Here is a 25,480-nt window from a genome sequence, read left to right on the forward strand (position 1 = left end):
GGCATGTGCAGCGGTGATGATGGCCGGCGGGGCCATGGCGCAGGAAGCGCCCAGCCCCATCGTCCTGAACCAGACAGGGCTGGCCAGCGCCGGTCCCAAACTGGCCATCCTGGCCGACCCGGCGACCGCCCCTTTGGATTGGCGCCTGACCGATGCCCAGGGCCACGTCGTGGCGACGGGCAAGACCCAGCCATTCGGCGATGACGCCGCGTCCGGCCAGCATGTGCATCGGATCGACTTTTCCGACGTCCGCCAGGCTGGGCAGGGATACCGGCTGATGGTGGGCGACAAGGCCAGCCGGCCCTTCGCCTTGACGGAGACGCCCGACGGCCGGTTGCTGCGGGCCAGCCTGTCCTTCTTTTACCAGCAGCGCAGCGGCGTGCCCATCGAGGCGGCGCTGGTGGAGCGGCCGGATCTGGCGCGGCCCGCAGGGCATCGGCCGGACAAGGCCACCTGCTTCAACCTGGCCGACCCCAAGGGCCAGGTCTGGCCCGGCTGTGACTATACCCTGGACGCCAGTGGCGGCTGGTACGACGCTGGCGACCAAGGCAAGTACGTGGTGAACGGCGGCATCTCCGTCTGGACCCTGGTGAACGCCTATGAGCGCGCCCAGGTGCTGAAGCGCGCCCGCGCCTTGGCGGAGGTGGCGGACGGCACCCTGGCGGTGCCGGAGCGGGGCAACGGCGTGCCCGATCTTCTGGACGAAGCCCGGTTCGAGCTGGAATTCCTGCTGGCCATGCAGGTGCCGGAGGGCAAGAGCCTGGAGGTGCCGCTGGGGAACCAGAAGGGCAACGCCGGGCATTACCTCCTGACCCGCATCGATGCCGGCGGCCTGGCGCACCAGAAGATCGCGGACGCGCATTGGACGGGCCTGCCCACCGCGCCGGCGGATGACCATGTCACCCGCTATCTCTATTATCCCACCACCGCGGCCACCCTGAACCTGGCCGCCGTCGCGGCGCAGGCGGCACGGGTGTGGAAGGATATCGACGCCGCGTTCGCCCAGCGCTGCCTGGACGCCGCCCGCCGCGCCTTCGCCGCGGCGCAACGCCATCCCGACATCCTGGCCCAGGTGGATTTCGACGGCAGCGGCGGCTATGGCGACCCCCATCTCACGGATGAGGTCTACTGGGCGGCGGCGGAACTGTACGCCACGACGGGGGAGCCCGCCTATCTGGCGGTACTGCGCGCGTCGCCGTACTTCACGGGTGCGGAGGGGACGGGCGATCTCAGTTGGGGGTCCGTGGCCACGGCGGGCAGCTTGACCCTGGCCCTGGCGCCGGGCCGCCTGGATGAGGCGGATCGGCAACGGGTGCGGGCGCAGGTGACCGCCCTGGCCGATGGCTATGTGACGGACGAGGGCAAGACGGGCTACCGGCTGCCCTTCGCGTCGGCAGCCTACCCCTGGGGTTCCAACGGCGCCATTCTCAGCCGCGCCATGGTGTTGGGCGTCGCGTATGACCTGACGGGCAAGGCCGCCTATCGGACGGCGGTGGTGGATGCCGCCGACTATGTGCTGGGCCGCAATCCCCTGGACCGGTCCTACGTCACGGGTTTCGGCGCCCGGCCCATGCAAAACCCCCATCACCGCTTCTGGGCGCATCAGGCGGACGCGCGCTATCCGGCGCCGCCGTCAGGCGTCCTCTCGGGGGGACCGGATTCGTCGGCCATGGACGACCCGGTGGCCAAGACCATGAAGGGCAATTGCGCGCCCCAGACCTGCTGGGCCGACGACTATCGCGCCTACACCATGAACGAGGTCACCATCAACTGGAACGCGCCCCTGGCCTGGGTGGCGCTGTGGCTGGACGATACGGCGCCGTGAGGCGGGGACCCGCGCATCACCGCGCGGGTCCCCCATTATTTCTTAAACAGCGGGCTCATTACCGAAGGCCGCGACTTCGGCCACCAGGCCGGTCACGGCCAGCGCCACCAGCTCCCCACCCTTTTCCGGGGTGGCCAGGGCGGGGTCGGAGCCCATGCGGCCATCGGGATGCCGCGCCCGGAAGTCCAGCGCCTCGCGGATGGGGCCGGAGCCGGCGACCTTGGGCGCGTAATCGGCGGTCTTGATGGCGTCGGGATAAGCCCACTGCGTCACCGCGATCTCCGACGGGGTGGCGTGGCTGCCATGGCCCGTGGGGAACTGCTTCTGGGCCAGGGCGTTCACGCCGGGCAGGTCCCACCAGTTGCGCAGCTTGCAGGCGAAGCCGGCGCGACGCTCGGCGAAGCTGGCCTCGGCATAGAGTTCGGAGAACGCGGCCTCTATGGTGGCGACGTTGCCGCCGTGGCCGTTCAGGAAATAGATCTTCTCAAAGCCGTGCACGGCCAGGGAACGCACCCAGTCGCCAATCGCCGCCATGAAGGTGGAGGGGCGCAGGCTGATGGTGCCGGGAAAGCCCAGGTGATGCTGGGCCATGCCGATGTTGAAGGTGGGGGCCACCAGGATGTCGGCGCCGCCCTTGTGGGCCTCATGGGCGATGATTTCCGGACAGAGCCAGTCCGTCCCCAACAGGCCCGTCGGCCCGTGCTGCTCATTCGAGCCGATGGGGATGATGATGGTCTTGGAGCGTTGCAGGAAGCGTTCGACCTCGGACCAGGTGGACAGGTGCAGCAGCATGGACTCGTTCCTCAGGCAGGCTGTTTGGCCGCCACCATAGGAGCGCGCGGCGCCAAAGGCACCCCAAAAGCGTGGTGTGGAACCGCGACGGCATTTGGACGGTTGGCTGGGGATGGGAGGAGGGGCGCCATCGCCCCGCTGGTGTTCGCTTGACGGATCGTGGCCATGCGACGGGCGGTCAAAATAGCGGGTTGGACCCTGGGTGCTCTGGCGGTGCTGATGGTGCTGGCCGCCACGGGCGTTTATCTCTTCGTCACCTCCGATTACGTGCGGGCCCAGTTGGAAAACCGGGCCACCGCCTTCTCCGGACGGGAAACCCGGATCGGCAAGGTGTCGGTCCGCTGGGGCTGGGTGACCCATGTGCTGCTGGACGATATCCAGGTGGCCAACGCCGACTGGGGGCAGGCGCCCCACCTGTTCACGGCCAAACAGATCGAGCTGGACATCGCGTTGCGCCTTCTGCTGCTGCGGGGCGACCTGGTGTTTCCCACGCTGGTCTTGCGCCAGCCCGTGGTCGCGCTGGAAAAGAACGACCAGGAGCACTGGAATTGGAGTTCTGACGAAAGCCCCATAGCCGCCGGTGCCCTGAACCAGTTGAAGCCCGAGAGTCGGGGCGAGGTGCCGGTGGTCGGCCGGCTGGAGATCGATGAGGGCCGCGTCAGCTACCGCGACGCCAAGCGCAAGCTGGCCCTGGAGGGGACGGTGCAGACCGCGACCGGCCAGGCGCCGGCGGAACCGACGGCGGACCTGGATCTCAAGGGCAGCATCGGGAAGCAGCCCCTGACCGTGCATTTCGTGGGTGGGTCGGTGTTGATGCTGCGTGACACGGATAAGCCCTATCCCGTTGACCTCACGGTCAATTACGGGGCCACCACGCTGACGGCCCAGGGTACGTTGCAGGACCCCTTCCAGTTCACCGGCTCCAACGTGCGGGTGGCGCTGTCCGGCCCGGACCTGGCGGACATCTTCCCCTTGCTGGGCATTCCCGGACCGCCCACGCCACCCTATCGCCTTGCCGGCAAGCTGACGCATGAACCCGGCGTGTGGAGGGTGGTGGATTTGGCCTGGCATGCGGGTGACAGCGACCTGGCGGGCGACATCGCCATCGACCACCATGCCAAACCGTCATTCCTCACGGCGCATCTCACCTCCGACCACCTGGCCTTCGCCGACCTGGCCCCCTTGGTGGGGGCCACCCCGGGATCGAAGGGCAACGTCTCCGCCGACCAAAAAAAGACCCAGGCCGCGCTGGAGGCCAAGGGGGAGCTGTTCCCCGACGTGCCGCTGCAGATGGAAAAGCTGCGAGCCATGAACATGGACGTCAGCCTGGACGCCAAGAAGGTGGTGGCGCCCGACTATCTGCCGGTGCAGACCCTGTCCTTCCGCGTCCGGGTGCGCGACGGCCAGGCCACGGTCAACCCGCTGCGCATGGGGGTGGCCGGCGGCACGCTGGCCGGTGAGATGGCGCTGGACGTCCGGGGGGACGATCCCCAGGCCCGCGCCGCTCTGACGTATCAGGACGTGGACCTGAAGGCGTTCTTCCGCGGGTCCGACTATTTCGACACGACCAAGGGCAAGCTGCGGGGCCGCGTGCGCCTGGTGGGCAACGGGCATTCCCTGGCGCAGGTCATGGGCACGGCGACGGGCGACGTGGTGGTCACCATGTCCGGCGGCACCATCAGTTCCCTGATGGTCAGCCTGGCGGGCTTGCAGATCGCCGACGCCCTGGTGCTGTACATCACCGGCGATGACCAGATTCCCATCCGCTGCGCCCTGGGGCGGCTCACCTTCAACCACGGCCAGGTGGTCTTCGATCGCACGCTGATGGACACCCGCAAGTCGGTGGTCCATGTCAACGGCGAGGTGCGGCTGAAAACGCAGGAGGTGGATACCGAGGTCACGGCCGACACCAAGAAGTTCGACCTGCTGGACCTGCGCGCGCCCGTGGTGGTCAAGGGCAAGATCCGCTCGCCCCGCATCTTCATCGGCCGGCTCATCCCCATTCCACTGCCCGACTTCGGCGGGGCCGACGATGTCGACTGCGACGGCCTGACCCGGCAATTGCTGGCCTCCGATTAGCCCTGGCCCAATTGGCCCTCGCCCAAGGTGATGCGCATGACGCAGCCCGGCTGCCCGTCTTCCACCGCCAGGCGGAAGCCGTGTAGCTGCGCCACCGCCGCCACCAGGCTGAGACCCAGGCCGTTGCCCGGCGTATGGCGGGCGTGGTCGCCGCGGGTGAAGCGGCGGAACATCATGTCCCGCTGATCCGGGGTGATGCCGGGGCCGGTGTCGCGGACGGTGATCTCCGGCGCCAGCCCCGCCTCTTGCCGCAAGGCCAGGGTGAGGGCGCCGCCGCTGGGCGTGAACTTGATCGCGTTGTCCAGCAGGTTGCCCAGCGCCTCGAACAGCAGGTCGGCATCGCCGGTGATGGGGGCGGCGGGGCGGATGTCGGTGGTGAAGGCCAGGCCCTTGGCGGTCGCCAGCGGCTCATACAGGTCGGCGGCGGCCAGGACCAGGGGGCCCGGATCGATGGTGGCGAAGGCGGCGCGGCGGCGACCGTCCTCCACCTCCGCGATGCGCAGCAAGGCCCGGAAGGTCGCCAGGATCTGGTCGGCGTCGCCGATGGCGTCCTCCATGGCCGCGCGGTGGGCCTCAATATCGCCGCCGCGGCGCAACGCACCCTCCAGCCGGGTGCGCAGCCGGGTGAGGGGGGTGCGCAGGTCATGGGCGATGTTGTCGCCCGCCACCTTCATGTCGCCGATCAGCCCCTCGATCTTGGCCAGCATGGCGTTGACGATGGCCGCCAGCTTGTCGAAGTCATCGCCCGAACCGCGCACGGGCAGGCGTTGCGACAAATCCCCCGCCATGATGGTGGCGCTGGCGCGGTGGATGGCCTCGATCCGCCGCAAGGTGCCGACGCTGAGCGCCAAGCCGCCCGCCAGGGCCAGGATGACGCCGCCCACCAGGCCGGCCGCCATGGCGCGCAGGATCAGTTCCCGCACCTCATGCACCTCATTGGTCCGCACCGTCAGCACCAGGACACGGCCGTCCGCCAGGCGCCGCGCCAGGCCACGGGCCGCGTGGTGGCGTTCGGGCGTGGGGGCCGGCCCCTGGGGCAGGGCGTGGATGCCGCCGTCCAGGGCCCGCAGCTCCTCCGGCACGTTCGCCAGGTCCCCCGCCAGGCGCCGGCCGTCGGGCGCCAGCAGCGCCGCCCGCCAGTGCCCACGGCGGTCGCTGTCCACCAGGCTGTCGATATGCGTGGCCTGCTCGGGCACGGAGGCGCGCTGGAACTCCGCCACCTCGCGCACCAGGGTTTCATCCAGCCGCTGGGTCAGGAACACGCCCGCCCGCCAATAGACGACGCCCAGCGCCAATAGGACGACCGTGACCGTCAGCGCCCCAAACAGCACGGTCATGCGGAAGGCCGTGGTGCGGGGCACGTCGGCCAGGCGGAACCGGTTAATCCGGGGCATGCAGCCGCCAGCCGCCGCCGCGCACGGTGCGGATCATCGCTTCCTCATTGTCCGCGTCCACCTTGCGGCGCAGACGGCCGACATGGACATCGATGACGTTGGTGCCGGGGGCGAAGCCATACTCCCAAACCGCCTGGAACAGCATGGAGCGCGTCAGGGTCTGCTCCGCGTTGCGCACGAAATATTCCAGCAACTGGAACTCCCGGGGCGTCAGGTCCAGCTCACGCGCCCCCCGGGTGGCCTGGCGCCCCACCAGGTCCATCACCAGGGGGCCAACCTGCAGCAGGGTGCCGGCCGGCTTGTCCGCCCGGCGGCGGGCCAGGGCCATGACCCGGGCGACCAGCTCCGCCAGGGCGAAGGGCTTGGTCAGGTAGTCGTCGCCGCCCGCGCGCAGGCCGCGCACCTTGTCGTCCACCCCATCCAGGGCGCTGACCACCAGGACCGGGGTCGTCACCCCTTCGCGGCGCAGTTCCGCCAGCAGGGCCAGGCCATCCAGGCCTGGCAAAAGCCGGTCCAGGGTGATGGCGTCGTAAAGGCCCGCCCGCGCCTCCGCCAGGCCGGTGGGGCCGTCCGCGCGCAGCGTGACGGCGTAGCCCTCCGCCGTCAGCGCGTCCACGATTTCGCGCGCCGTGCGCGCTTCGTCCTCGATCACCAATATCCTGGCCATGCGGGGCAGTTCTCCGGCAATTCGCCGCGCACCATAACGGGGCCGCCGGCGCAAGGCATCTGGCCTGACAGGGACCGCCTTAAAAAATCGCTTCATCGCCGCTGTCCTGGGACTGCGGGAGCCATCGGGGCTGTGGTATTGTGCAAGGGCCACTCCGCAATCGTGTCCGCCCCGGGGATTATCCGGGACCGCGCTTGAGCCACCTCAAGGCGTGCCAGGTCCATGGTCGGTTACGATTATTCGTTCGTCTCGCCCGCCGCACCGGGGCGCGGAATCTCCGCACCTCCTCGTGCCCGGGATCGCAACAGAGGGGAGGACGCCATGCCTGACGCCGCCAAAACACCGTTTCCGCCCATGGATTGGGCCACGAACGCCCCGCTCGGCACCCTGCTGTCGGAAAACGCCGCCTGGATGGATGATATCCACCATGTCTATGGCCGGGTGACCCAGGGCAGCCTGGCCTTTTTCCAGGAACTCGCACGGTTCTGGGAATTACGCATGCATGAGGACCGGGAGGCTTGCGCCGAGTTCCTCACCTGCCGGACGCCGCAGGATCTGCAGACCGTCGGCCAGCGTTTCGCCCTGAAGGCGAGCCAGGACTATGCCGAGGGTATCAGCCGCCTGTTGCAGGCCAGCATTGGCGCCCTGGGGGAGGTCCCGGCCGCCAAGGACACGGCTGACGGCGGGGCCGAGGCTGGCGCCGCCCGCCCGCGACGCGTCGCCTGACAGCCACCCACCTGAAGGGCGCGCAACAGTCCCGTGCGTCCACGCCGCGTTCAAACCAGGCGCGAGGCCCGCTATGGTCGGGCGATGAACCACTGGGCGGTCCGGCAGGGCCGCCCCTCATCGCCGGGGCTTGCCGCATGCGCCACTATGACGACCTTCATTCCTACGAACCGTCCAAGGGCCATGGGTTGCCGCACGACCCCTTGAACGCGATCGTCGGGCCGCGCCCCATCGGCTGGATCTCCAGCAAGGGGCGGGACGGCAGCGTCAACCTGGCGCCCTACAGCTTTTTCAACCTTTTCAACTATCGCCCGCCCATCATCGGCTTTTGCAGCACCAGCGCCAAGGACAGCCTGCGCAACGCGCAGGAAACCGGCGTCTTCGTCTGGAACCTGGCGACCCGCGATCTGGCCACGCAGATGAACGCCACCAGCGCGCCGCTGCCGTATGGCGTGAACGAGTTCCAGGCCGCCGGCCTGACCCAGGTGCCGGGAACGCTGATCGATGTGCCGCGTGTTGGGGAAAGCCCCGTGCATTTCGAATGCCGGGTGACGGATATCCACCGGTTGCGCCGCCATGACGGCACAGCGGTCGATTCCTGGCTGGTGATGGGCGAGGCGGTGGTGATCCACATCGCCCGCTCGCTGCTGGTGGATGGCGTCTTCGACACGTTCGGTGCCGGCATCATCCTGCGCGGCGGCGGCCCGTCCGCCTATGCCGCCATCACCCCCGACAGCCGTTTCGACATGGACCGACCCAGTGTGGACCGGCCCAGCGGCCGCTGACCCTTTGGTCACCACCAAGCGGACGTTGAGAACTATTCAATTACGGCGGGATAGCCCGTCATGCTAACGCCAGAGGGCATCAACCCGCCTTGTCATGACGGGCGAAGCGGTGTCCTATGCCCCCTGTACGTGGTTCGCCGAAACATTGGGCTGGCAACATCGTCGCCGATGGCTAAGGTGACCCGTCCGACCGCGCTGTGATTTGAGGCCCCATGTCCAGTTCCACCGCCCTGCCGCCCGCCGATGACGACACCACGCTGGTGGACGGCCTGCGCCATGCCATGCGCCGCCTGGCGGCATCGGTTTCCGTGGTCACGCTGCGGGATGCGCAGGGGGCGGCGGGGGCGACGGTCAGCGCCCTGTGCTCCCTCAGCTTCGACCCGCCGTCGGTGCTGATCGCGCTGAACCAGTCGGGCAGCATCCACGACCGCCTCCTGGCGGTGGACACCTATGCCATCAACATTCTCTATGCCGACCAGGAGGATGTCTCCAGGACCTTCGGCGCCCCTAACCGCTCGGCCGACTGCTTCAAGCCCGGCGTTTGGGAGGATATCATGGGTGCCCCCTGCCTGATTGGCGCGCAATCGACCCTGATCTGCCGCCGGGCCGCGGAATTGCCCCACGGCAGTCACCGCGTCATCGTGGGGGAGGTGCTGTGGACCCGCAGCCGGGCGGAGGTCAATCCGCTGCTTTACGCCGATGGCGGCTACCGCAAGCTGAGCGCCCTGTAATTCCTTATTTTCAAAGGAATCCCCGGGCGGCATCGACCACCCGGGGATTTTTGTTACTGCCAAAACTCAAGTTGGGACGGGTGGCACAAGGGGCGGGCTACCCCTCGAAAACCCGTCCGGGGAAGGGTGCCGTCCGCCGATCAGAACTTCGCGCGGGCGCCGAAGATCACCTGCGTCCCGGGGTAGTAGATGCTGTAGGGCGAGTTGGAGTGGCCGAACTGGGTCACCAGCGGTTCATTGGTGATGTTCAGGGCGTCCACCGTCAGGCGGATGCTGTCGTCCAGCCAGGGCAGCTGGTAGCCCACCGATAGGTCCAGCTGCCCCCGCGCCTCGGCGATCAGGGCCTCGTTGATGTTGTTCTGCGGGGCGTTGGCGGCGGTGGACTGGTCATTCCAGACATAGTTGACGCTGACCGACACGCCATGGCCTTCATAAAAGGCTTGCAGATTATAGCTGTAGGGCGCGATGCCGGTGGCGAACAGCCCGCTGTCGGAGCTTTGCTCGATATGCGTGCCGTTGGCGGAGAAGCCCAGGCCCTCGACGATGAAATCCAGGGGCTGCACCCAGGTCAACTCGATGCCCTGCAGCAGCAGCTTGCTCAGGTTCACCGGCTGGGTCAGGGTCACGGTGGCCACGTTCGGGCCGCCACGCAGCATCAGCGCCTGCTGCTGGCTGGTCTGCAGGTCGCTGAAGTTGACGCCCAGGGCGGTGAAGGGGACGGTCTTCTGCGTGGTGACCGTGAAGCCGTCGATGTCCTTGCGGAACAGGGCGGCGCCGATATAGCCCAGGCCGCCCGTGTACCACTCACCACCGATGTCGATGTTGTTGGAGGTGTAGGGCTTCAGGTTCGGGTTGCCGGCGCTGGCCACCTGCGCCGAGATGTCGGAGAAGGTGGTGCCGGGCAGCAACTGGCTGGCATCGGCCCGGGTCATGGCGCGCGAGGCGGACGCGCGCAGCTTGATGTCGTTCGTCAGGCTATAGACCACGTTGGCGGAGGGCAGCACGTCGCTGTACCCCGTGCTCAGCGTCTGGTCGATCAGCGCCCCGGACGCGGTCACCAGCGGGCTGGTCACCGTCTGGTCGGTGTGGAAATAGCGCAGGCCCATGTTGATGGCCACCTCGTGGCCCAGCAGGGTGTCCCTGGCGTTGCCCTCGGCATAGCCGCCGAAAGTCTTTTCCGAGATGTTGCCGACGGAGCCGCCGGTCACGGCGCTGCGGGTCTGCGGCGCGGTTTGATTGTAATAGTCGTAGTTGGTCGCCTTCTCCAGCGCCGACACGTTGGTCATGATCCATTGGGTGTAGCCGACATTGCCACCCGCCAGCTTGCCGAAATCGCTGATGTTCATGGGCATCAGGTACTGGCCGATCTGCGAATTGGGCACCAAGCCGGAGTTGCCGTCGCAGGTGGCGCCGCAGACGGCGGTCTGGAAGGCGGTGCTGTTGTCGTAGGCGCGGATGATGCGGCTGGCCATGTCATAGGCGCCGCCCACCTTCAGGTTGACGTCGTCATCGCCGTACTGGGTGTCGATATGGGCGCCGCGGGTCGTGGTTTCGCGGTACACGTTCTGCACGTTCACGCGATACCACTTCCAACCCAGGTTGGGGTCGTTCAGGTCGCGGTTGGGCACGATGATGGGCTGGCCGTTGGCGCCATTGGCCTGGTAGCTGACCGCCAGGCCCGACTGCGCCGGCGTCTGCACGTCGAACTGCGGCTGTTCCCGGAAGAAGGTGCTGTGGCCGTAGTTGACCTGGGCGTCGACCTTGAAGTCCTTGGACGGCTTCCAGGTCAGGGTGGGGTTGATATTGTAGAACTCGGTATGCTGGTTGTAGATGTCGTTTTCCAGGAAGAAGCTGGAATTGGCGAAGGTGCCCTGGGTCACGACATTGTTGCTGTCGACGGTCAGGTTGATGGGAACCATGCCGCCGGTGGAGGTGGGGCTGGTGCCGGGGCCGGAGTTGCGGACGTACCAGTTCATGTTAAGGCGTTGGTAATCGCGGTCGGACTGCGCCCACAAGCCGTCGATGGCGAAGTGCCATTCGTCGCTGGGCCGGTATTCCAGGGACAAGAGGCTGGACACGCGCGAGCGGTCGCCGAAGGTGTAGCTGTTGCGGCCCAGGCGCGGGATCTGCGCGCTGCCCAGTTGGGGCAGGGTCAGGCCGGAGGTCTGGGCCAGGTTCACGGGCTGGCCCGGCGTCAGGCCGGGGACGTTGTTGGGTGCGTTGGCGGCGTAGACGAAGCCGTTGCCAGAGCCGACGTCGCCGCTGCCGGCCGGCAAGTTGCCGTCGGTCCAGCCGATGGTCTCGAAACCGTCGATGCGGGTGGTGGTCTTCACCCCCGACACGCCGACCAGGATGCCGAAGGGGCCCCAGGTGTGGCTGGCGACCAGGGCGCCGCGCGGGCTCACCTCGTTATCCGCGTTGGTGTACTGGCCCTGGCCGATCAGGGTGACGTGGGTGCCTTCATTGTCGAAGGGACGGGCGCTGTGCAGGTTCACCGTGCCGGCGATGCCGCCTTCCAGGGTGGAGGCGATCGGCGTCTTCTCCACGTCCAGGCGGGTGAACAGTTCCGACGGGAACAGGTCCAGGTCGACTTCACGGTTGGCGTTGCCGCCGGTGGTGCCGCCATCGGACGCGACCGCGATCTGGGTGTTGTTCAGCAGCACCTTGGAAAAGCTGGGCCCCAAGCCGCGGATGGAGACCTGCACGCCTTCGCCGTTGATGTCGCGGTTCAGCTTCACGCCGGGAATGCGGTTCAGGGTTTCGGCCAGGTTGGTGGCCGGCAGCTTGCCGATGTCCTCGGCGAAGATGCTGTCGCCGAAGGCGACGGAATTGCGCTTCTGCTCCGTGGCGTCCAATAGACTGCGCCGGATGCCGGTGACGGTGATTTCATCCAGCGTGGCGTCATCACTAGGCGATGTGGCCGTGGGCGGGGCGGCCGTGGAGGATGCGTCCGTAGGGGGAGCGGCCGTCTGGGCGTTGGCCGGCGGCGCCAGCATCCCCAGCAGGGCGGAGCCGGCCAGGGCGGTGGTGGTCAGTAATGCCTTCCAGTTCTTTGAATGTGCCATGTTTTTCCTCCCTGGCCGCCCACGGCCCCTTTCCGGGTTCAGGCGGGCTGTTGTTTAGGCTCTGGTTTCGCGCGGATGCGGGTCAGCGGTAGCGGTAGAAGGTCACCCGCCGTCCATCGCCTTGCCGGCCACCGGCAAGTGGGCGGCGAGGCCGACGGCCACTTTCAGCCGCCGGGGGCAAGTGTCGGCCGGTGGCCCAACGCAGGCGTCCCATTTGCTCCCCTCCCTTCCAGCGGCGCGTTCGTGGCGCCTTGATGGTAGCGTTACCATTTTCCCAAAAGAGCAATACTGTCAAGATTTTTATTTGGTTATCTGAATTATATTTCAGAGATATATTTTAAAAAAGGGGCCTATCGCCAAAAACACTCAAGTAGTGGCGCCAATATCGACATATTTTAAAATATTCGTCCCGTCACCTTCCGGATGGGGCACCTCCACCGGTGGCGTCGGGCATGGCCGGACGCAGGTAGGGGCTCAGGGCCTGGATCGCCAGCAACGCCAATGGATAGGCCACGGCCGCCGTCAGGAACACGGGACCGTAACTGCCGGTGCCTTGCAGTATCCACCCTGTGAACTTGGCCATCAGCATGCCGCCCACCGCGCCCGCCGTGCCCCCCAATCCCACCACCGTGGCCACCGATGTGGGCGGGAAAAGATCGGAGGGCAGGGTCATGAGGTTGGCGGAAAAGCCCTGGTGCCCCGCCGTCGCCAGGCCGATGATCAGGACGGCGGCGGTCAGGCCGCCAACCCAGGGCGCGGTCAGCACGGGAATGACACAGGCGGCGCACATCAGCATCGCCAGCTTGCGCGCGCGATTGGCCCCCAGGCCCCGCCGCATCAGGCGTGAAGACAGCCAGCCGCCGGCGACGCTGCCGATGTCGGACATCAGGTAAATGGCGACCAGCGGCGGGCCGAAGCCGCTGAGATCCAGGCCGAAGCGCCGGCCGAGGAAATCCGGCAACCAGAACAGGAACACCCACCAGATGGGGTCGGTCAGGAACTTGGCCAGGACATAGGCCCATGTCTGGCGTTGGCGTAGAATCCAGGCGAGGCGCGGCCCGCCCGCGGATACCGTCGGGGTGATGGCGTCCGACAGGATATGCGCCCGCTCGGCGGCGGACAGGCGGCGGTCTTCCTCAGGGCGGCGATAGAAGATCAGCCAAGCCGCCAACCAGGCGAAGCTGATGACACCGGTTACCATGAACGCCATGCGCCAGTCGGCGACGGCGACGATGGCGGGAACCACCAGGGGCGTGATCACGGCGCCGACATTGGACCCGGCGTTGAAGACACCCACCGCCAACGCGCGCTCGCGCCGGGGAAACCATTCCGCCACGCTTTTCAGGCCGGCGGGGAAGTTGCCGGCCTCGCCCGCGCCCAGCGCCACGCGGACCAGCACGAACTGGACCAAGCCGCTGGCCAGGCCGTGCGCGATATGGGCCAGGTTCCAGATGACGAAGGTCAGGGCATAGCCCCAGCGCGCGCCGACACGGTCGATGACCCGGCCGCACACCAGGTAGGACACGGCGTAGGACGCCTGGAACCAGAAGATGATGTCGGCGTAGTCGGTTTCGGACCAGTGGAACTCTTGCGACAGCAGCGGCTTCAGCAAGCCCAGCATCTGGCGGTCGACATAATTGATGACGGTGGCGGCGAACAGCAGGGCCACGACGATCCAGCGCCGCCGGCCTATCTTGGCCGGCGGGGGGCTGGGTGCGATGGTCGCTTCCGCTGGCCACGCCATGGACGTCTCACTCCCGTTTATCGCCGCGCCATCGTTGGGCGCGGCCTTTTTCAGCGATGGGCGCGATCAGGGCCGCGCCCGGTGCCCGCTCACCAGCTCCACAAGGTGCCGTCGGTCAGACGGGCCACGGGCAGGTAGGCGGGTTGGTAGGGGTACTTCGCGGCTTCCGCCTCATCGATGTCGACGCCATGGCCCGGCGCCTCGCCCGGATGCATGTAGCCCTGATCGAAGGTGTAGGCGTGGGGGAAGACGCTGTTGGTCACGTCCTCATGGACCATGCGCTCCTGGATGCCGAAGTTCGGCACCCACAGGTCGAAGTGCAGGGCGGCCCCCATGCACACCGGCGACAGGTCGGTGGCGCCATGGCTGCCGGTGCGGATCTGGTACAGGTCCGCCAGGTTGGCGATGCGGCGCAGATGGCTGATGCCGCCGGCATGCACCACCGTGGTGCGGATGTAGTCGATCAGCTGGTTCTGGATCAGATCCTTGGCGTCCCAGATGCTGTTGAACACCTCACCCACCGCCAGGGGGGTGGTCGTGTGCTGGCGGATCAGGCGGAAGGACTCTTGGTTTTCCGCCGGCGTCGGGTCCTCCATCCAGAACAGGCGGTACGGCTCCAGGCTCTTGCCCAGGCGTGCCGCCTCGATGGGCGTCAGGCGGTGGTGCACGTCGTGCAGCAGGTGCAGGTCCCAACCAAAGCGATCGCGGGCGGCGGCGAACAGGGTGGGGGCGAAGTCCAGGTACGCCTCCGTCGACCAGGCGGACTCCGCCGGCAAGCCACGCGTCGCCGGTTCGTAATTGATGCCCTTGGCGACGCCGTACACCCCCTTCAGGCCGGGGACGCCCGCCTGGATGCGGATGGCCTTGTACCCCAGGTCGACATAATGCTGGACCTGGTCCAGGGCGTCACCCACCGTCTGGCCGTTGGCATGGGCATAGACCATGACGCCGTTGCGGCTTTTGCCGCCCAGCAATTGATACAGCGGCAGGCCGGCCACCTTGGCCTTGATGTCCCACAGCGCCGTATCCACCGCCGCGATGGCGGACATGGTCACCGGACCCCGGCGCCAGTAGGCGCCCTTGTACAGGTACTGCCAGATGTCCTCGATATCATGCGGGTCACGGCCGATCAGGCACGGAATGACATGGTCGGTCAGGTACGACGCGACCGCTAATTCCCGCCCGTTCAGGGTGGCGTCGCCGATGCCATAAACGCCTTCATCCGTGCGGATCTTCAGGGTGACGAAGTTTCGCGCCGGGCAGGTGACGATGACATAGGCGTCCGTGATTTTCATATCTTCAGCTCCGAAGGCGGGGTCCAGGCGGGCGCAGGGCCGACGACGCGCAGGGCGGTCGCGGGCAGGCTAGAAGGTCGTGTTTCGGGGCGCCCTGGGGGCGGCGATCTCTCCCTGAGCGGCAGGCGCCGCCGTTTGTCTGTTACCATTCATGTATACTACCATACCAGTTAGGTCAACAGGGCAATCGCGCCCGTCCGGTGTTACGCGCTGTCCCGCGAAACGATGGAAAAGCCCAGGTCCACGGGGCGCGGGGCTGGGCCCTGGCGCGGCCGGTCCCCCTCCAGGCGGTGCAGCAGCAAGCGGGCGGCCCGCTGCCCCATGGCGCGGGCGTCCAGGCGGACGGTGCTGAGCCGGGGATGGGTGTGGGCCGCGAAGTCGGCATCGCCGAAGCCGACCACCGCCAGGTCCCGTGGCACGCGCAGGCCCCGGCTGCCGGCTTCGGTCAGGGCGCCGAGGGCCAACCCGTCACTGCTGCACGCCACGACATCCGCGCGGCCCCGCTGCCCATCCGCCAAGTCCAGCATATCCGCCACGATCTCCCGCCCATGGGCATAGGCATTGCCGGCGGGGACGACATGGTGGGGCAGGGGGCCGGATGCCCTGGCGCCGTATTGCGCCTGGAACCCGTCCAGCCATGCCAAGGCCGGCCCGGTCCGTTCCAGGATCAGCAAGGGGTTTTGGTAGCCGCGCCCCGCCAACAGGCGGGCCAGGGCCTGACCGGCGGCCCGATGCGAACAGCCGACCGCCATGTCGATCGGCTCGCCGGGAAGGTCGCCAATTTCCACAACCGGCACACCAGCCCGGACCAGACGCCGCCGTACCGGGGCATCGCCGTGCACACCGGCCAGCACGAACCCGGCGGGGCCATGGGCCATCGCGGCATCCACCGCCCGGCGCAGGCCGGAATCCTCCCGCCCGGCGGGAATGACCAGGGCGGCAATGGCATGGGCCGCCAACTCCTCCACCACCCCGGCCACCGCCTCGTCCGCCAGCGCGGGGGTGATCACCGCGATCATGCCCACCGGCCGGGCCGCCCGCTGGGCGGGGGGCGTTTTCCCGGTCGCCGCAACGACGATGCCAGGGGATGCGGATGGAGGTTCCCGCCCGGCGTCTGGCGACACCGGGGCGGCGCGCTCGCCGTCCCGCGCCCGGCGGTGGGCCAGGCTGACAGCCACGGCGTTGGGGACGAATTGGGTTTCCAGAATGGCGTGGCGCACCCGCGCCGTGGTCCCCTCCGCCACCTTGGCCGGATCGTTCAGTACCCGAGACACTGTGGCCGGTGACACACCCGCCAACCGCGCCACATCTTGCAACGTGGCTTTGCCCGGCTCCGCCATGATGGTTTTGCCCGCCGCCATGCGGCCCCCTCCCTGTTTAAGCCGCCATCGCGGCCTTGCTTGTAGTCTAGTATGGTAGTATGTGTCTTAGGCCGGAGCAATGGTGTTGGGAAAAAAGGCGCCGGGTCGGGAAACGCGCCTCTGGAAGGCGACTGTCAAATGCCGCAGGGTGGGTATGTGGGCCCGCGGGACAGAATGGGGTGCGTCTGGTGTTGGCGGAAAATGACCGTATCATCCTGAACCGCATCCAGGCGGACAGCGCGGAACCTGTGGCACGGCGCGTGTTCCGGGAATTGCGGGCGGCCATCGTCGCCATGAAGTTCCGCCCCGGCCAGGCCATTTCCGAACAGGACATCGCCGACCAATTGGGCGTCAGCCGCCAGCCGGTACGCGAAGCCTTCATCAAGCTGAGCGAGGCGGGGCTGCTGTCCATCCGCCCGCAGCGTGGCTCCTTCATCGTCAAGATTTCCGTCCGCCAGGTGTTCGACGCCCGCTTCGTGCGCGAGGCGGTGGAACTGGCGGTGGTGCGCCGCGCCGTGGCGGAGATGAAGGGGCGCGACATCGATCTTTTGCGCGACAACCTGCGCGCCCAGGCCCACGCCGCGGAAGACCGCGACCATGGCGGTTTCCTGGATCTGGATGAACGCTTCCACCGCGACATCGCGCTGCATGTCGGCTGCGAGTACGCCTGGCGGGTGGTGGAGGAGACCAAGGCGCAGATGGATCGCGTGCGCTATCTCAGCATGCCGGAGGCGACGCCGTTTTCGCTGCTGATCGCGCAACACCAAGCCATCGTCGATGCCATCGCCGATCGCGACGCGGATCGGGCGGAGGCGGCGATGCGCCAGCACCTTCAGGAAATCCTGACGTCGTTGCCACAGTTGGCGACCCGGTTCCCCGACCTGTTCGCCGACGACGTGCCCTCATAACCCTTTGGCTGTTTGGTTTGGCCGGCCCCGGCCGGTTCAAGGTTTTGTGACTATGGTAACGGTACCAGGGCGGCCCTGACAGGGGCGAGTATCTGGCATCGGGACGCCTGAAAAGAATAACGATAGGGAGAAGCCAACGTGCACACCCGCCACACCTCCATCCGCCGCCTTGTCCTGGCCGGCGTCGCCGCCGTGGCCATCAGCGCTGTCGCCCATGCCGCTGACAAGCCCGCCATCTATAAGGATCCCGCCGCACCGCTGGCCGCCCGCGTGGACGATCTGCTGGCACGCATGACCCTGGATGAGAAGGTGGCCCAGTTGATCGCCGTCTGGGATCACAAGCCCGCCATCTTCGACGCGTCCATGAACTTCGACCCCAGCAAGGCCAGCGGCGTCTACCCCAACGGCCTGGGGCAGTTCACCCGCCCCAACGATGAGAAGGGCAGCGGATCCCTGCGCACCCAGCGCTGGCGCGACACCCGGGGCACGGTCGCCATGGTGAATGCCGTCCAGCATTGGGCGGTGGAGAAGACGCGCCTTGGAATCCCGGTGCTGTTCCATGAAGAGGGGCTGCACGGCTATCCCTCCATCGGCCCCACCAGCTTTCCCCAGGCCATTGCCCAGGCCAGCAGTTGGGACCCGGACCTGATCCGCGAGGTTGACGGCGTGGTCGCCCGGGAGATCCGCGTGCGCGGCGTCAGCCTGGTGCTGTCGCCGGTGGTGGACGTGGCCCGCGACCCGCGCTGGGGCCGTATCGAGGAGACCTTCGGCGAAGATCCCTACCTGGCGGGGGAGATAGGCGTGGCCGCCGTCCAAGGCCTGCAGGGGGACAGCCTGCCCCTGGCCAACGGCAAGGTCTTCGCCACGTTGAAGCACCTGACCGGCCATGGCCAACCGGAAAGCGGCACCAACGTCGGTCCGGCATCGTTGGGCGAACGGACGCTGCGCGAAATGTTCTTTCCGCCGTTCGAGCAGGTGATCCACCGCACCAACGTGCGCGCCGTTATGGCCTCCTACAATGAGATCGACGGCGTGCCCAGCCATGTGAACACCTGGCTGCTGCAGGACGTGCTGCGCGGGGAATGGGGCTATAAGGGCGCCGTCATCAGCGACTATTCCGGCGTCGACCAGCTTGTCAGCATCCACCACGTGGTGCCGGACCTGCCGGCGGCGGCCATCCGCGCCATCAAGGCTGGCGTGGACGCCGACCTGCCGGACGGCGAATCCTATGCCAGCCTGGCGGACAGCGTGCGCGCCGGCAAGGTGAAGGAAGAGGTCATCGACCGCGCCGTGCGCCGCATCCTGGAACTGAAATTCCAGGCGGGCCTGTTCGAACACCCCTACGCCGACGCCGACCAGGCGGAGGCCCTGACCGGCAACGGCGAGGCGCGGGCCGTGGCGCTGAAGGCGGCGCAAAAGGCGGTGGTGTTGCTGAAGAACGACGGCGTGCTGCCGCTCGACACCACCAAGGTCAAGACCCTGGCCGTCATCGGCCCCAACGCCGCCGTGGCCCATCTGGGCGGATATTCCGGACTGCCCAAGCAGACCGTCAGCATCCTGGAGGGCATCAAGGCCAAGGTGGGCGCGCGCGTGAAGGTGACCTATGCCGAGGGCGTGCGCATCACCAAGGGCGACGACTGGTATGGCGACACCGTTGAACTGGCCGATCCGCAGGAAAACGCCAAGCTGATCCAGCAGGCGGTCGCGGTGGCCAAGACCGCCGACCACATCGTCCTGGTCATCGGCGACAACGAACAGACCAGCCGCGAGGGCTGGGCCAAGAACCACCTGGGCGACCGCGACAGCCTGGACCTGGTGGGGCAGCAGAATGACCTGGCCAAGGCGCTGTTCGCCCTGGGCAAGCCGGTGATCGTGGTGCTGCAGAACGGCCGCCCGCTGTCGGTGGTGGACGTGGCGGCCAAGTCCAACGCCTTGGTCGAGGGCTGGTACTTGGGGCAGGAGGGCGGCACCGCCGTGGCCGACGTGCTGTTCGGCGATGTGAACCCGGGCGGCAAGCTGCCGGTCACGATTCCGCGTTCCGTCGGCCAGTTGCCCATGTTCTACAACAAGAAGCCCAGCGCCCGGCGCGGTTACCTGTTCGACACCACCGACCCGCTGTTCCCCTTCGGCTACGGCCTCAGCTACACCACCTTCGACGTCGGCGCCCCGCGGCTGTCAACGCCCACCATCCGGAAGGACGGCGCGGTCACCGTGTCGGTGGATGTGAAGAACACCGGCACGCGGGCGGGGGATGAGGTGGTGCAACTGTACCTGCACCAGCAGGTCGCCTCCGTCACCCGGCCGGTGAAGGAACTGAAGGGCTTCCAGCGTGTCACCCTGGCCCCGGGTGAGAACCGCACGGTGACCTTCACCCTCGACGCCCAGGCGCTGGGCCTGTGGAACCAGGACATGAAGCGGGTGGTGGAACCGGGGGCCTTCGACATCATGGCGGGGGACAACTCCGTCGACCTGAAGACCGCCGTGCTAACGGTCACGGAGTGAGGCCGATGAAGCGCCTTACCCGTTCGCTTCTGGTGGCCGCCGCCGCCATCGCGCTGTCCCCCAGGCCTGGGCCTTGGGGCAGATCCACTATGTCGAGGGTCAGGCCACGCCCGGTGGCTTCGCCATCGTCCAGGGCGGCGTCGCGGCCCCGCTCCATGTCGATGCCCATGATTATGCCGGCGTGCAGCGCGCCGCGCGGGACTTGGCGGCCGACATCGGCAAGGTCACCGGCGTCACGCCCGCCGTCGCCACGGAGGGCCAGGGGCCCGGCGGCCTGCCCATCCTGGTGGGCACGCTGGGCCACAGCCCCACCATCGACCGGCTGGCGGCGGAGGGGAAGATCGACGTCACCGCCCTGAAGGGGAAGTGGGAGGCGTTCCGCATCCAGGTGGTGGCCAACCCGGCGCCGGGCATCACCAGTGCCCTGGTCATCGCCGGCAGCGACAAGCGCGGCACCATCTATGGCCTGTACGACGTCTCGGAACAGATCGGCGTGTCACCCTGGGCCTGGTGGGCCGACGTGCCGGTGCGCCACCGCGACAGCCTCTACGTCAAGGCTGGCAGCTATGGCGAGGATCCGGCACCGGTCAAATACCGGGGCATCTTCCTGAATGACGAGGCGCCGGCCCTGACCGGCTGGGCCCGGGAGAAGTTCGGCGGCCTGAACCATCAGTTCTACGAACACGTGTTCGAGCTGATCCTGCGGCTGAAGGGCAACTACCTCTGGCCCGCCATGTGGGGCAACGCCTTCAACGAGGATGATCCGCTGAACCCCAAGATCGCCGACGAGTACGGCATCGTCATGGGCAATTCCCATCACGAGCCCATGCTGCGGTCGCAGCAGGAATGGAAGCGTCACGGCACCGGCCCTTGGGATTATGCCCAGAATGGCGCGGTGCTGCGCCAATTCTGGGCCGACGGCGTGCGCCGCAACAAGGACTTCGAGAGCATCGTCACCATCGGCATGCGCGGCGACGGCGACATGCCCATGACGGGCGACGCGGCGGCGGCCAACACCGCCTTGCTGGAAAAGATCGTGGCCGACCAGCGCCAGATCCTGGCCAAGGAGGTCAATCCCGACGTTACCCAGATCCCCCAGATCTGGGCGCTCTACAAGGAAGTGCAGGAGTATTACGAGAAGGGCATGCGCGTGCCCGACGACGTGACCCTGCTGTGGTGCGACGACAACTGGGGCGACGTCCGCCGCCTGCCCACGGCGGAGGAGCGCAAGCGGCCTGGCGGGGCCGGCATGTACTACCACTTCGACTATGTCGGTGATCCCCGGAACTACAAGTGGATCAACACCAACTCCATTCCTAAGGTCTGGGAGCAGATGAACCTGACCTTGGAGTATGGCGCCGACCGGGTGTGGATCGTGAACGTGGGCGACCTGAAGCCCATGGAATTGCCCATCGAATTCTTCCTGGATTACGCCAGGAACCCCAGCCGCTGGCCCAAGGAGAAGCTGCCGGAGTTCACGGCCGCCTGGGCCGAGCGCGAATTCGGGCCGGAGCATGCGGCCGAGATCGCGACCCTGGTCACCCGCTACGGCATGCTGATCAGCCGCCGCAAGCCGGAACTGCTGGACGCCAACACCTTCAGCCTGACCGATTACCGCGAGGCGGAGCGGGTGGTGGCGGACTACCAAGACCTGGTGGCGAAGGCGGAAGCCGTCTACCAGGCCCTGCCGACGGACGCCCGCGACGCCTTTTTCCAACTGGTGCTGCATCCCGCCAAGGCGGCGGCCCAGGTGACGGAGCTGTATGTGGCTGTCGGTCGTAATCGCCTTTATGCCGACCAGGGCCGCGCCTCCGCGAACGCGGAGGCCGCCAAGGCGCGGGCCCTGTTCCAGGCCGATGCCGACCTGACGAAGCGGTACCACGCGATGAATGGCGGCAAGTGGGACCACATGATGGACCAAACCCACATCGGCTACACCTACTGGCAGGAGCCGCACGCCAACGTGATGCCGGAGGTGCGCGAATTGACCCTGCCGGCCGAGGCGAAGCTGGGCGTGGCGGTGGAGGGCAGCCGGCAGGCCTGGCCCGCCCTGGACGGCAAGCCGGTGAAGGACGCGGCCGTCCTGCCGGACCTGGATATCGCCAATAAACCAAGCCATTACATCGATATCTTCAACCGAGGAAAGAAGCCCTTCGCCTACACCGCCAAGGCCAGCGCGCCCTGGATCATCTTGAGCCAGCCCAAGGGCACGGTGACCCAGGAAGCCCGTTTGCAGGTGGCCGTCGATTGGGCCAAGGCGCCGGCGGGCACCAGCCCGGGCAGCGTCACCATTACCGGAGCCGGGGGCAGCGTCACCGTCCACCTGCGCGCGCTGAACACGCCGGTGCCGCAGGATGGCCAGCCGGCCTTCATCGCCGCCGACGGCTATGTGTCCATGGAGGCGGAGCATTACACCGGCAAGGCCGACGCCGGCGGGGCGGCCTGGGAGACGATTCCGAACTACGGCCGCACCCTGTCCGGCCTGGCCCCGTTCCCCGTGACCTCCGCCAGTGTCGCGGCCGGCCAGGGGCCACGCCTGGATTATCGCATGTACCTGCCGGCGGCGGGGCCGGTGACGGTGCAGGCCATCGTCGGCCCCACGCTGAACTTTGTGCCCGGGCGCGGTTTGCGCTATGCCGTCGCCATTGATGACGAGGCGCCGCAGGTGGTGGACATCCTGGCCATGAATGGGGTCGCCAACTGGTCCAAGGCGGTGCAGGACAACGCGCGCAAGCCCACCAGCCACCACACGGTGGCCGGCGCCGGCTATCACACCCTCCACATCTGGATGGTGGATCCGGCGGTGGTGCTGACCAAGCTGGTGGTGGACCTGGGCGGGGTGAAGCCCAGCTATCTGGGTCCGCCGGAAAGCGCCCAGGTGGCGGCACGATAAAAAGTGGCGGCACGATAAGAAAAAGGTAGGGAAAGAAATATCATGCGTCTGAAGCGAATGCTGGCCCTCGCCGCTAGCCTGATGCTGACCGCGGCACCGGTCCTGGCGCGGGAGGGGGCGCAACAGGCGCCCCTGCAGGTGGCCCTGACCATGGACGACCTGCCGGTGCACGGCCCCCTGCCGCCCGGCCTGACCCGGGCGGAGGTGGCGCGCCGCGTGCTGGCGGCGTTCAAGAGCGCCGGGGTGCCGGAGGTCTATGGCTTCGTCAACGCCAAGGGCCTGGAGGAGGGCGACGATGCCGCCCAGGTGCTGACCCTGTGGCGCCAGGCCGGCTACCCCCTGGGCAACCATGTTTACGCCCATGACGACCTGCATGGCCACGACGTGGCCGCCTTCACCGCCGCCGTGACAGCGGATGAGGCGACGCTGAAGCACTATATGGGCGATGCGGACTGGCGCTGGCTGCGTTTCCCCTATCTGCATATCGGGGAAACGCCGGAGAAGCGGCAGGCGGTGGCGGCCTTCCTGAAAAGCCACGGCTATCGCGTGGCCGAGGTCACGCTCAGCTTCAACGACTACCTCTACAACCCGCCCTATGCCCGCTGCATGGCCAAGGGTGACCAGGCGGCGGTGGCGCAACTGCGCCAGAACTACCTGGACCGGGCGGCGGAATCGCTGGCCATCGGGCGCCAGCAGGCCCAGGCGCTGTACGGCCGCGATGTGCCCCACGTCATGCTGTTGCACATCGGCGCGTTCGAGACGGTGATGCTGCCGGAACTGCTGTCGCTGATGAAGGCGCAGGGCGCGAACTTCGTGCCGCTGGCCCAGGCGGAAGCGGACCCCATCTACGCCCCCAACCCGGACGCCCCGTCCGACGGCACGGGCAGCCTTCTGGACCGCGAGATGGCCAGCCGCCATCTGACGCCGCCGACGCACAGCCCCGATCCGTCCCCCTGGCTGGACACCGTGTGCCGCTGACGCTCCCTAGATCGAGGATACGCCTGATGCGCCTCCGTTCCCTTTTGCTGGCCGGGATTTTGTTGGCCTCGCCCCCTGTCTTCGGGGTCGCGCAAGCGGCAGATGCGGTCCAGCCAGACGCCACCCAGTGGGTGGGCAGTTGGATGGCGTCCGCCCTGGCGGGCGGTGCCGATTCCACCCCGCCGGCGCCCGGCTTCACCGACGCCACCCTGCGCCAGGTGGTGCACCTGACCCTGGGCGGCGCCCGTGTGCGCTTCCGTCTGTCCAACGCCTTCGGCACGGCGCCGCTGACCATCCCTGGCGCCCATGTCGCCCTGTCAGCGAAGGAGGGAAAGACGCCCAGCGCCGCCATCCGCGCCGGCAGCGACCACGCCCTGACCTTCAACGGCCAGCCGTCCGTCACCATTCCCGCCGGCGGCACGGTCTGGTCCGACCCGGTGGACCTGGCCGTGCCCGACATGGCGGACCTGGCCGTCAGCCTGCGCCTGAAGGACGTGCCGGCCACGGTCACGGGCCATCCCGGCTCCCGCGCGACCAGCTACATCGCCACTGGCGACGCCTTGGCCGCCGCCGACCTGCCCGGCGCCGTTCCCGTCACCCACTGGTACATCCTGACCGGGGTGGATGTGCAGGCGCCGGCCTCGGCCCATGCCGTCGTGGTGCTGGGCGACAGCATCACTGACGGACGCGACAGCACGACCGACGGCAACGGCCGCTGGACGGACGCGCTGGCCCGGAACCTGCTGCGGGGCAAAAGCCCGGTGGGCGTGCTGAACGCCGGCATCGGCGGCAACCGCCTGCTGCTGGACGGCATCGGCCCGCGCGCGCTGGACCGGCTGGACCGCGACGTGCTGGACCAGACGGGCGTGCGCTGGGTCATTGTGCTGGAGGGTATCAACGACCTGGCGACGGCCCTGAAGGCGGCGGAACGCCAGGAGGTGGCGGCGACGCCGGAGGCCATCATCGACGCCTACCGCCAGATCATAGACCGCGCCCACGCGCGCGGGCTGCTGGTCTATGGCGCCACCATCCTGCCCTGCCAGGGCATCGGTTATTGCGCCCCGGCCATGGAGCCGAACCGTCAGAAGGTCAATGCCTGGATTCGCGGCGGCGGCGCCTTCGATGCCGTCATCGACCTGGACCGGACATTAGAGGATCCCAAGAACCCCGGCCATCTGTTGCCGGAGGCCGATGGCGGCGACCATCTGCACCCGGGCGACACCGGCTATCGCCTGATGGCGGAGGGGACCGACCTCGCCTTATTCGCCAGGTAGTTACAGCACCGCCGGCGGTATCTTCGCCAGGATGCCGGAGCGGAAGGGGCCGGGGCGGTCGCCCCGCATCAGCACGCCGGTGTCGCTGGCGGCGTACTGCGCGGCCAGTTCCAGGGCGGCCTCGGCCGTTTCGGGCGTCGGCGCCTTGTCGCAGAACAGGTAGCTGGGCTTGCCCGGCCCCGACAGGGCCACGGTGCAGGCGCGGTCGCAGCCGCTCATGCACTCCACCCCGTTCAGGGCGATCTGGTCGCGGCCCGGCCACTCGGCGTGCAGGGCGGCCACCGCCTCGTACAACAGGCGCCCGTCGCGCACGGCATCGGGCGGGGCACCCTTGGGCCGGCAGGTGACGCAGATGTGCAGGGTGTGGGAGGGTAGCTCGCTCACCGGGGGACTTCCTCAAGGCCAGAACGCGGGCGACTATGGGCCAGGTGCGGCGGCGGGCGTCAAGGGGCATATCCGCC

At 67.8% G+C, this 25,480-nt stretch carries 18 protein-coding genes; 10 read left to right on the top strand and 8 right to left on the bottom strand.

Annotated features, from left to right (window positions below; genetic code table 11):
- The first annotated feature begins 34 nt into the window (after positions 1-34).
- Positions 35-1,825 carry a glycoside hydrolase family 9 protein gene (locus ULB03_RS23815; RefSeq protein ID WP_322485569.1) on the top strand — a complete coding sequence of 597 codons (1,791 nt, stop codon included), beginning with the start codon at positions 35-37 and terminating at the stop codon, positions 1,823-1,825.
- A 42-nt stretch (positions 1,826-1,867) separates the two neighbouring features.
- Here the strand turns inward: ULB03_RS23815 and ULB03_RS23820 are convergent, their stop codons facing one another.
- Positions 1,868-2,617: a creatininase family protein gene (locus ULB03_RS23820; RefSeq protein ID WP_322485570.1), complete on the bottom strand. Its 750-nt coding sequence runs from the start codon at positions 2,615-2,617 to the stop codon at positions 1,868-1,870.
- Between the two features lie 165 nt (positions 2,618-2,782).
- Here ULB03_RS23820 and ULB03_RS23825 point away from each other — a divergent pair, with 165 nt between their 5' ends.
- Positions 2,783-4,696: an AsmA family protein gene (locus tag ULB03_RS23825; RefSeq protein WP_322485571.1), complete on the top strand. Its 1,914-nt coding sequence runs from the start codon at positions 2,783-2,785 to the stop codon at positions 4,694-4,696.
- Here ULB03_RS23825 and ULB03_RS23830 read toward each other — a convergent pair.
- On the bottom strand, positions 4,693-6,090 hold the full coding sequence (locus ULB03_RS23830; protein ID WP_322485572.1) for a sensor histidine kinase: 1,398 nt from the start codon (positions 6,088-6,090) through the stop codon (positions 4,693-4,695). The two genes, ULB03_RS23825 and ULB03_RS23830, sit on opposite strands and share 4 nt — an antisense overlap.
- On the bottom strand, positions 6,077-6,757 hold the full coding sequence (locus ULB03_RS23835; RefSeq protein ID WP_322485573.1) for a response regulator transcription factor: 681 nt from the start codon (positions 6,755-6,757) through the stop codon (positions 6,077-6,079). The genes ULB03_RS23830 and ULB03_RS23835 overlap by 14 nt, the downstream gene beginning before the upstream one ends.
- Before the next feature lie 321 nt (positions 6,758-7,078).
- On the opposite strand from ULB03_RS23835, the gene ULB03_RS23840 reads away from it, so the two are divergent.
- The 3 genes from ULB03_RS23840 (at position 7,079) to ULB03_RS23850 (ending at position 8,999) form a co-directional block, all read left to right on the top strand.
- Positions 7,079-7,483, top strand: a complete 405-nt coding sequence (locus ULB03_RS23840) for a hypothetical protein (protein WP_322485574.1) — start codon at positions 7,079-7,081, stop codon at positions 7,481-7,483.
- A gap of 137 nt (positions 7,484-7,620) precedes the next feature.
- Positions 7,621-8,268: a flavin reductase family protein gene (locus ULB03_RS23845; RefSeq protein WP_322485575.1), complete on the top strand. Its 648-nt coding sequence runs from the start codon at positions 7,621-7,623 to the stop codon at positions 8,266-8,268.
- A gap of 212 nt (positions 8,269-8,480) precedes the next feature.
- Positions 8,481-8,999: a flavin reductase family protein gene (locus ULB03_RS23850; RefSeq protein WP_322485576.1), complete on the top strand. Its 519-nt coding sequence runs from the start codon at positions 8,481-8,483 to the stop codon at positions 8,997-8,999.
- Positions 9,000-9,139: 140 nt separating this feature from the next.
- Here the strand turns inward: ULB03_RS23850 and ULB03_RS23855 are convergent, their stop codons facing one another.
- The 4 genes from ULB03_RS23855 to ULB03_RS23870 form a co-directional block, all read right to left on the bottom strand.
- Complete coding sequence (locus tag ULB03_RS23855) at positions 9,140-12,064, bottom strand: TonB-dependent receptor (protein WP_322485577.1); 2,925 nt, start codon at positions 12,062-12,064, stop codon at positions 9,140-9,142.
- A 412-nt stretch (positions 12,065-12,476) separates the two neighbouring features.
- The gene (locus tag ULB03_RS23860; RefSeq protein ID WP_322485578.1) at positions 12,477-13,808 is read right to left on the bottom strand and encodes an MFS transporter; all 1,332 of its coding nucleotides are present in this window, start codon (positions 13,806-13,808) and stop codon (positions 12,477-12,479) included.
- 89 nt (positions 13,809-13,897) lie between these two features.
- Positions 13,898-15,103, bottom strand: a complete 1,206-nt coding sequence (gene manD / locus ULB03_RS23865) for a D-mannonate dehydratase ManD (RefSeq protein WP_322485579.1) — start codon at positions 15,101-15,103, stop codon at positions 13,898-13,900.
- Positions 15,104-15,306: 203 nt separating this feature from the next.
- Positions 15,307-16,464, bottom strand: a complete 1,158-nt coding sequence (locus tag ULB03_RS23870; protein WP_322485580.1) for a LacI family DNA-binding transcriptional regulator — start codon at positions 16,462-16,464, stop codon at positions 15,307-15,309.
- Positions 16,465-16,643: 179 nt separating this feature from the next.
- On the opposite strand from ULB03_RS23870, the gene ULB03_RS23875 reads away from it, so the two are divergent.
- The 5 genes from ULB03_RS23875 to ULB03_RS23895 all read left to right on the top strand — a co-directional run bounded on the left by ULB03_RS23875 (position 16,644) and on the right by ULB03_RS23895 (position 25,019).
- Positions 16,644-17,372, top strand: a complete 729-nt coding sequence (locus ULB03_RS23875; protein ID WP_322485581.1) for a GntR family transcriptional regulator — start codon at positions 16,644-16,646, stop codon at positions 17,370-17,372.
- Between the two features lie 138 nt (positions 17,373-17,510).
- Positions 17,511-19,874 carry a glycoside hydrolase family 3 N-terminal domain-containing protein gene (locus ULB03_RS23880; RefSeq protein ID WP_322485582.1) on the top strand — a complete coding sequence of 788 codons (2,364 nt, stop codon included), beginning with the start codon at positions 17,511-17,513 and terminating at the stop codon, positions 19,872-19,874.
- Between the two features lie 73 nt (positions 19,875-19,947).
- Entirely contained in the window at positions 19,948-22,767 is a 2,820-nt protein-coding gene (locus tag ULB03_RS23885; RefSeq protein ID WP_322485583.1) for a glycosyl hydrolase 115 family protein, read from the top strand.
- 42 nt (positions 22,768-22,809) lie between these two features.
- On the top strand, positions 22,810-23,745 hold the full coding sequence (locus ULB03_RS23890; RefSeq protein ID WP_322485584.1) for a polysaccharide deacetylase family protein: 936 nt from the start codon (positions 22,810-22,812) through the stop codon (positions 23,743-23,745).
- A 26-nt stretch (positions 23,746-23,771) separates the two neighbouring features.
- Positions 23,772-25,019, top strand: a complete 1,248-nt coding sequence (locus ULB03_RS23895; protein WP_322485585.1) for an SGNH/GDSL hydrolase family protein — start codon at positions 23,772-23,774, stop codon at positions 25,017-25,019.
- Here the strand turns inward: ULB03_RS23895 and ULB03_RS23900 are convergent, their stop codons facing one another.
- Positions 25,020-25,403, bottom strand: coding sequence for a DUF1636 domain-containing protein (locus tag ULB03_RS23900; protein ID WP_322485586.1), 384 nt, complete (start codon positions 25,401-25,403; stop codon positions 25,020-25,022).
- Positions 25,404-25,480: the final 77 nt, after the last annotated feature.

The organism is Nitrospirillum goiasense (genome assembly GCF_034427435.1).
Taxonomy (GTDB): Bacteria; Pseudomonadota; Alphaproteobacteria; order Azospirillales; family Azospirillaceae; genus Nitrospirillum.

What these genes read in the sequence shown, in the direction of transcription:
- ULB03_RS23815 (WP_322485569.1), top strand. Translation starts at nt 35, where the DNA reads ATGGCGCAGGAAGCGCCCAGCCCCATCGTCCTGAACCAGACAGGGCTG.
- ULB03_RS23820 (WP_322485570.1), bottom strand. Translation starts at nt 2,617, where the DNA reads ATGCTGCTGCACCTGTCCACCTGGTCCGAGGTCGAACGCTTCCTGCAA.
- ULB03_RS23825 (WP_322485571.1), top strand. Translation starts at nt 2,783, where the DNA reads ATGCGACGGGCGGTCAAAATAGCGGGTTGGACCCTGGGTGCTCTGGCG.
- ULB03_RS23830 (WP_322485572.1), bottom strand. Translation starts at nt 6,090, where the DNA reads ATGCCCCGGATTAACCGGTTCCGCCTGGCCGACGTGCCCCGCACCACG.
- ULB03_RS23835 (WP_322485573.1), bottom strand. Translation starts at nt 6,757, where the DNA reads ATGGCCAGGATATTGGTGATCGAGGACGAAGCGCGCACGGCGCGCGAA.
- ULB03_RS23840 (WP_322485574.1), top strand. Translation starts at nt 7,079, where the DNA reads ATGCCTGACGCCGCCAAAACACCGTTTCCGCCCATGGATTGGGCCACG.
- ULB03_RS23845 (WP_322485575.1), top strand. Translation starts at nt 7,621, where the DNA reads ATGCGCCACTATGACGACCTTCATTCCTACGAACCGTCCAAGGGCCAT.
- ULB03_RS23850 (WP_322485576.1), top strand. Translation starts at nt 8,481, where the DNA reads ATGTCCAGTTCCACCGCCCTGCCGCCCGCCGATGACGACACCACGCTG.
- ULB03_RS23855 (WP_322485577.1), bottom strand. Translation starts at nt 12,064, where the DNA reads ATGGCACATTCAAAGAACTGGAAGGCATTACTGACCACCACCGCCCTG.
- ULB03_RS23860 (WP_322485578.1), bottom strand. Translation starts at nt 13,808, where the DNA reads ATGGCGTGGCCAGCGGAAGCGACCATCGCACCCAGCCCCCCGCCGGCC.
- manD (WP_322485579.1), bottom strand. Translation starts at nt 15,103, where the DNA reads ATGAAAATCACGGACGCCTATGTCATCGTCACCTGCCCGGCGCGAAAC.
- ULB03_RS23870 (WP_322485580.1), bottom strand. Translation starts at nt 16,464, where the DNA reads ATGGCGGCGGGCAAAACCATCATGGCGGAGCCGGGCAAAGCCACGTTG.
- ULB03_RS23890 (WP_322485584.1), top strand. Translation starts at nt 22,810, where the DNA reads ATGCGTCTGAAGCGAATGCTGGCCCTCGCCGCTAGCCTGATGCTGACC.
- ULB03_RS23895 (WP_322485585.1), top strand. Translation starts at nt 23,772, where the DNA reads ATGCGCCTCCGTTCCCTTTTGCTGGCCGGGATTTTGTTGGCCTCGCCC.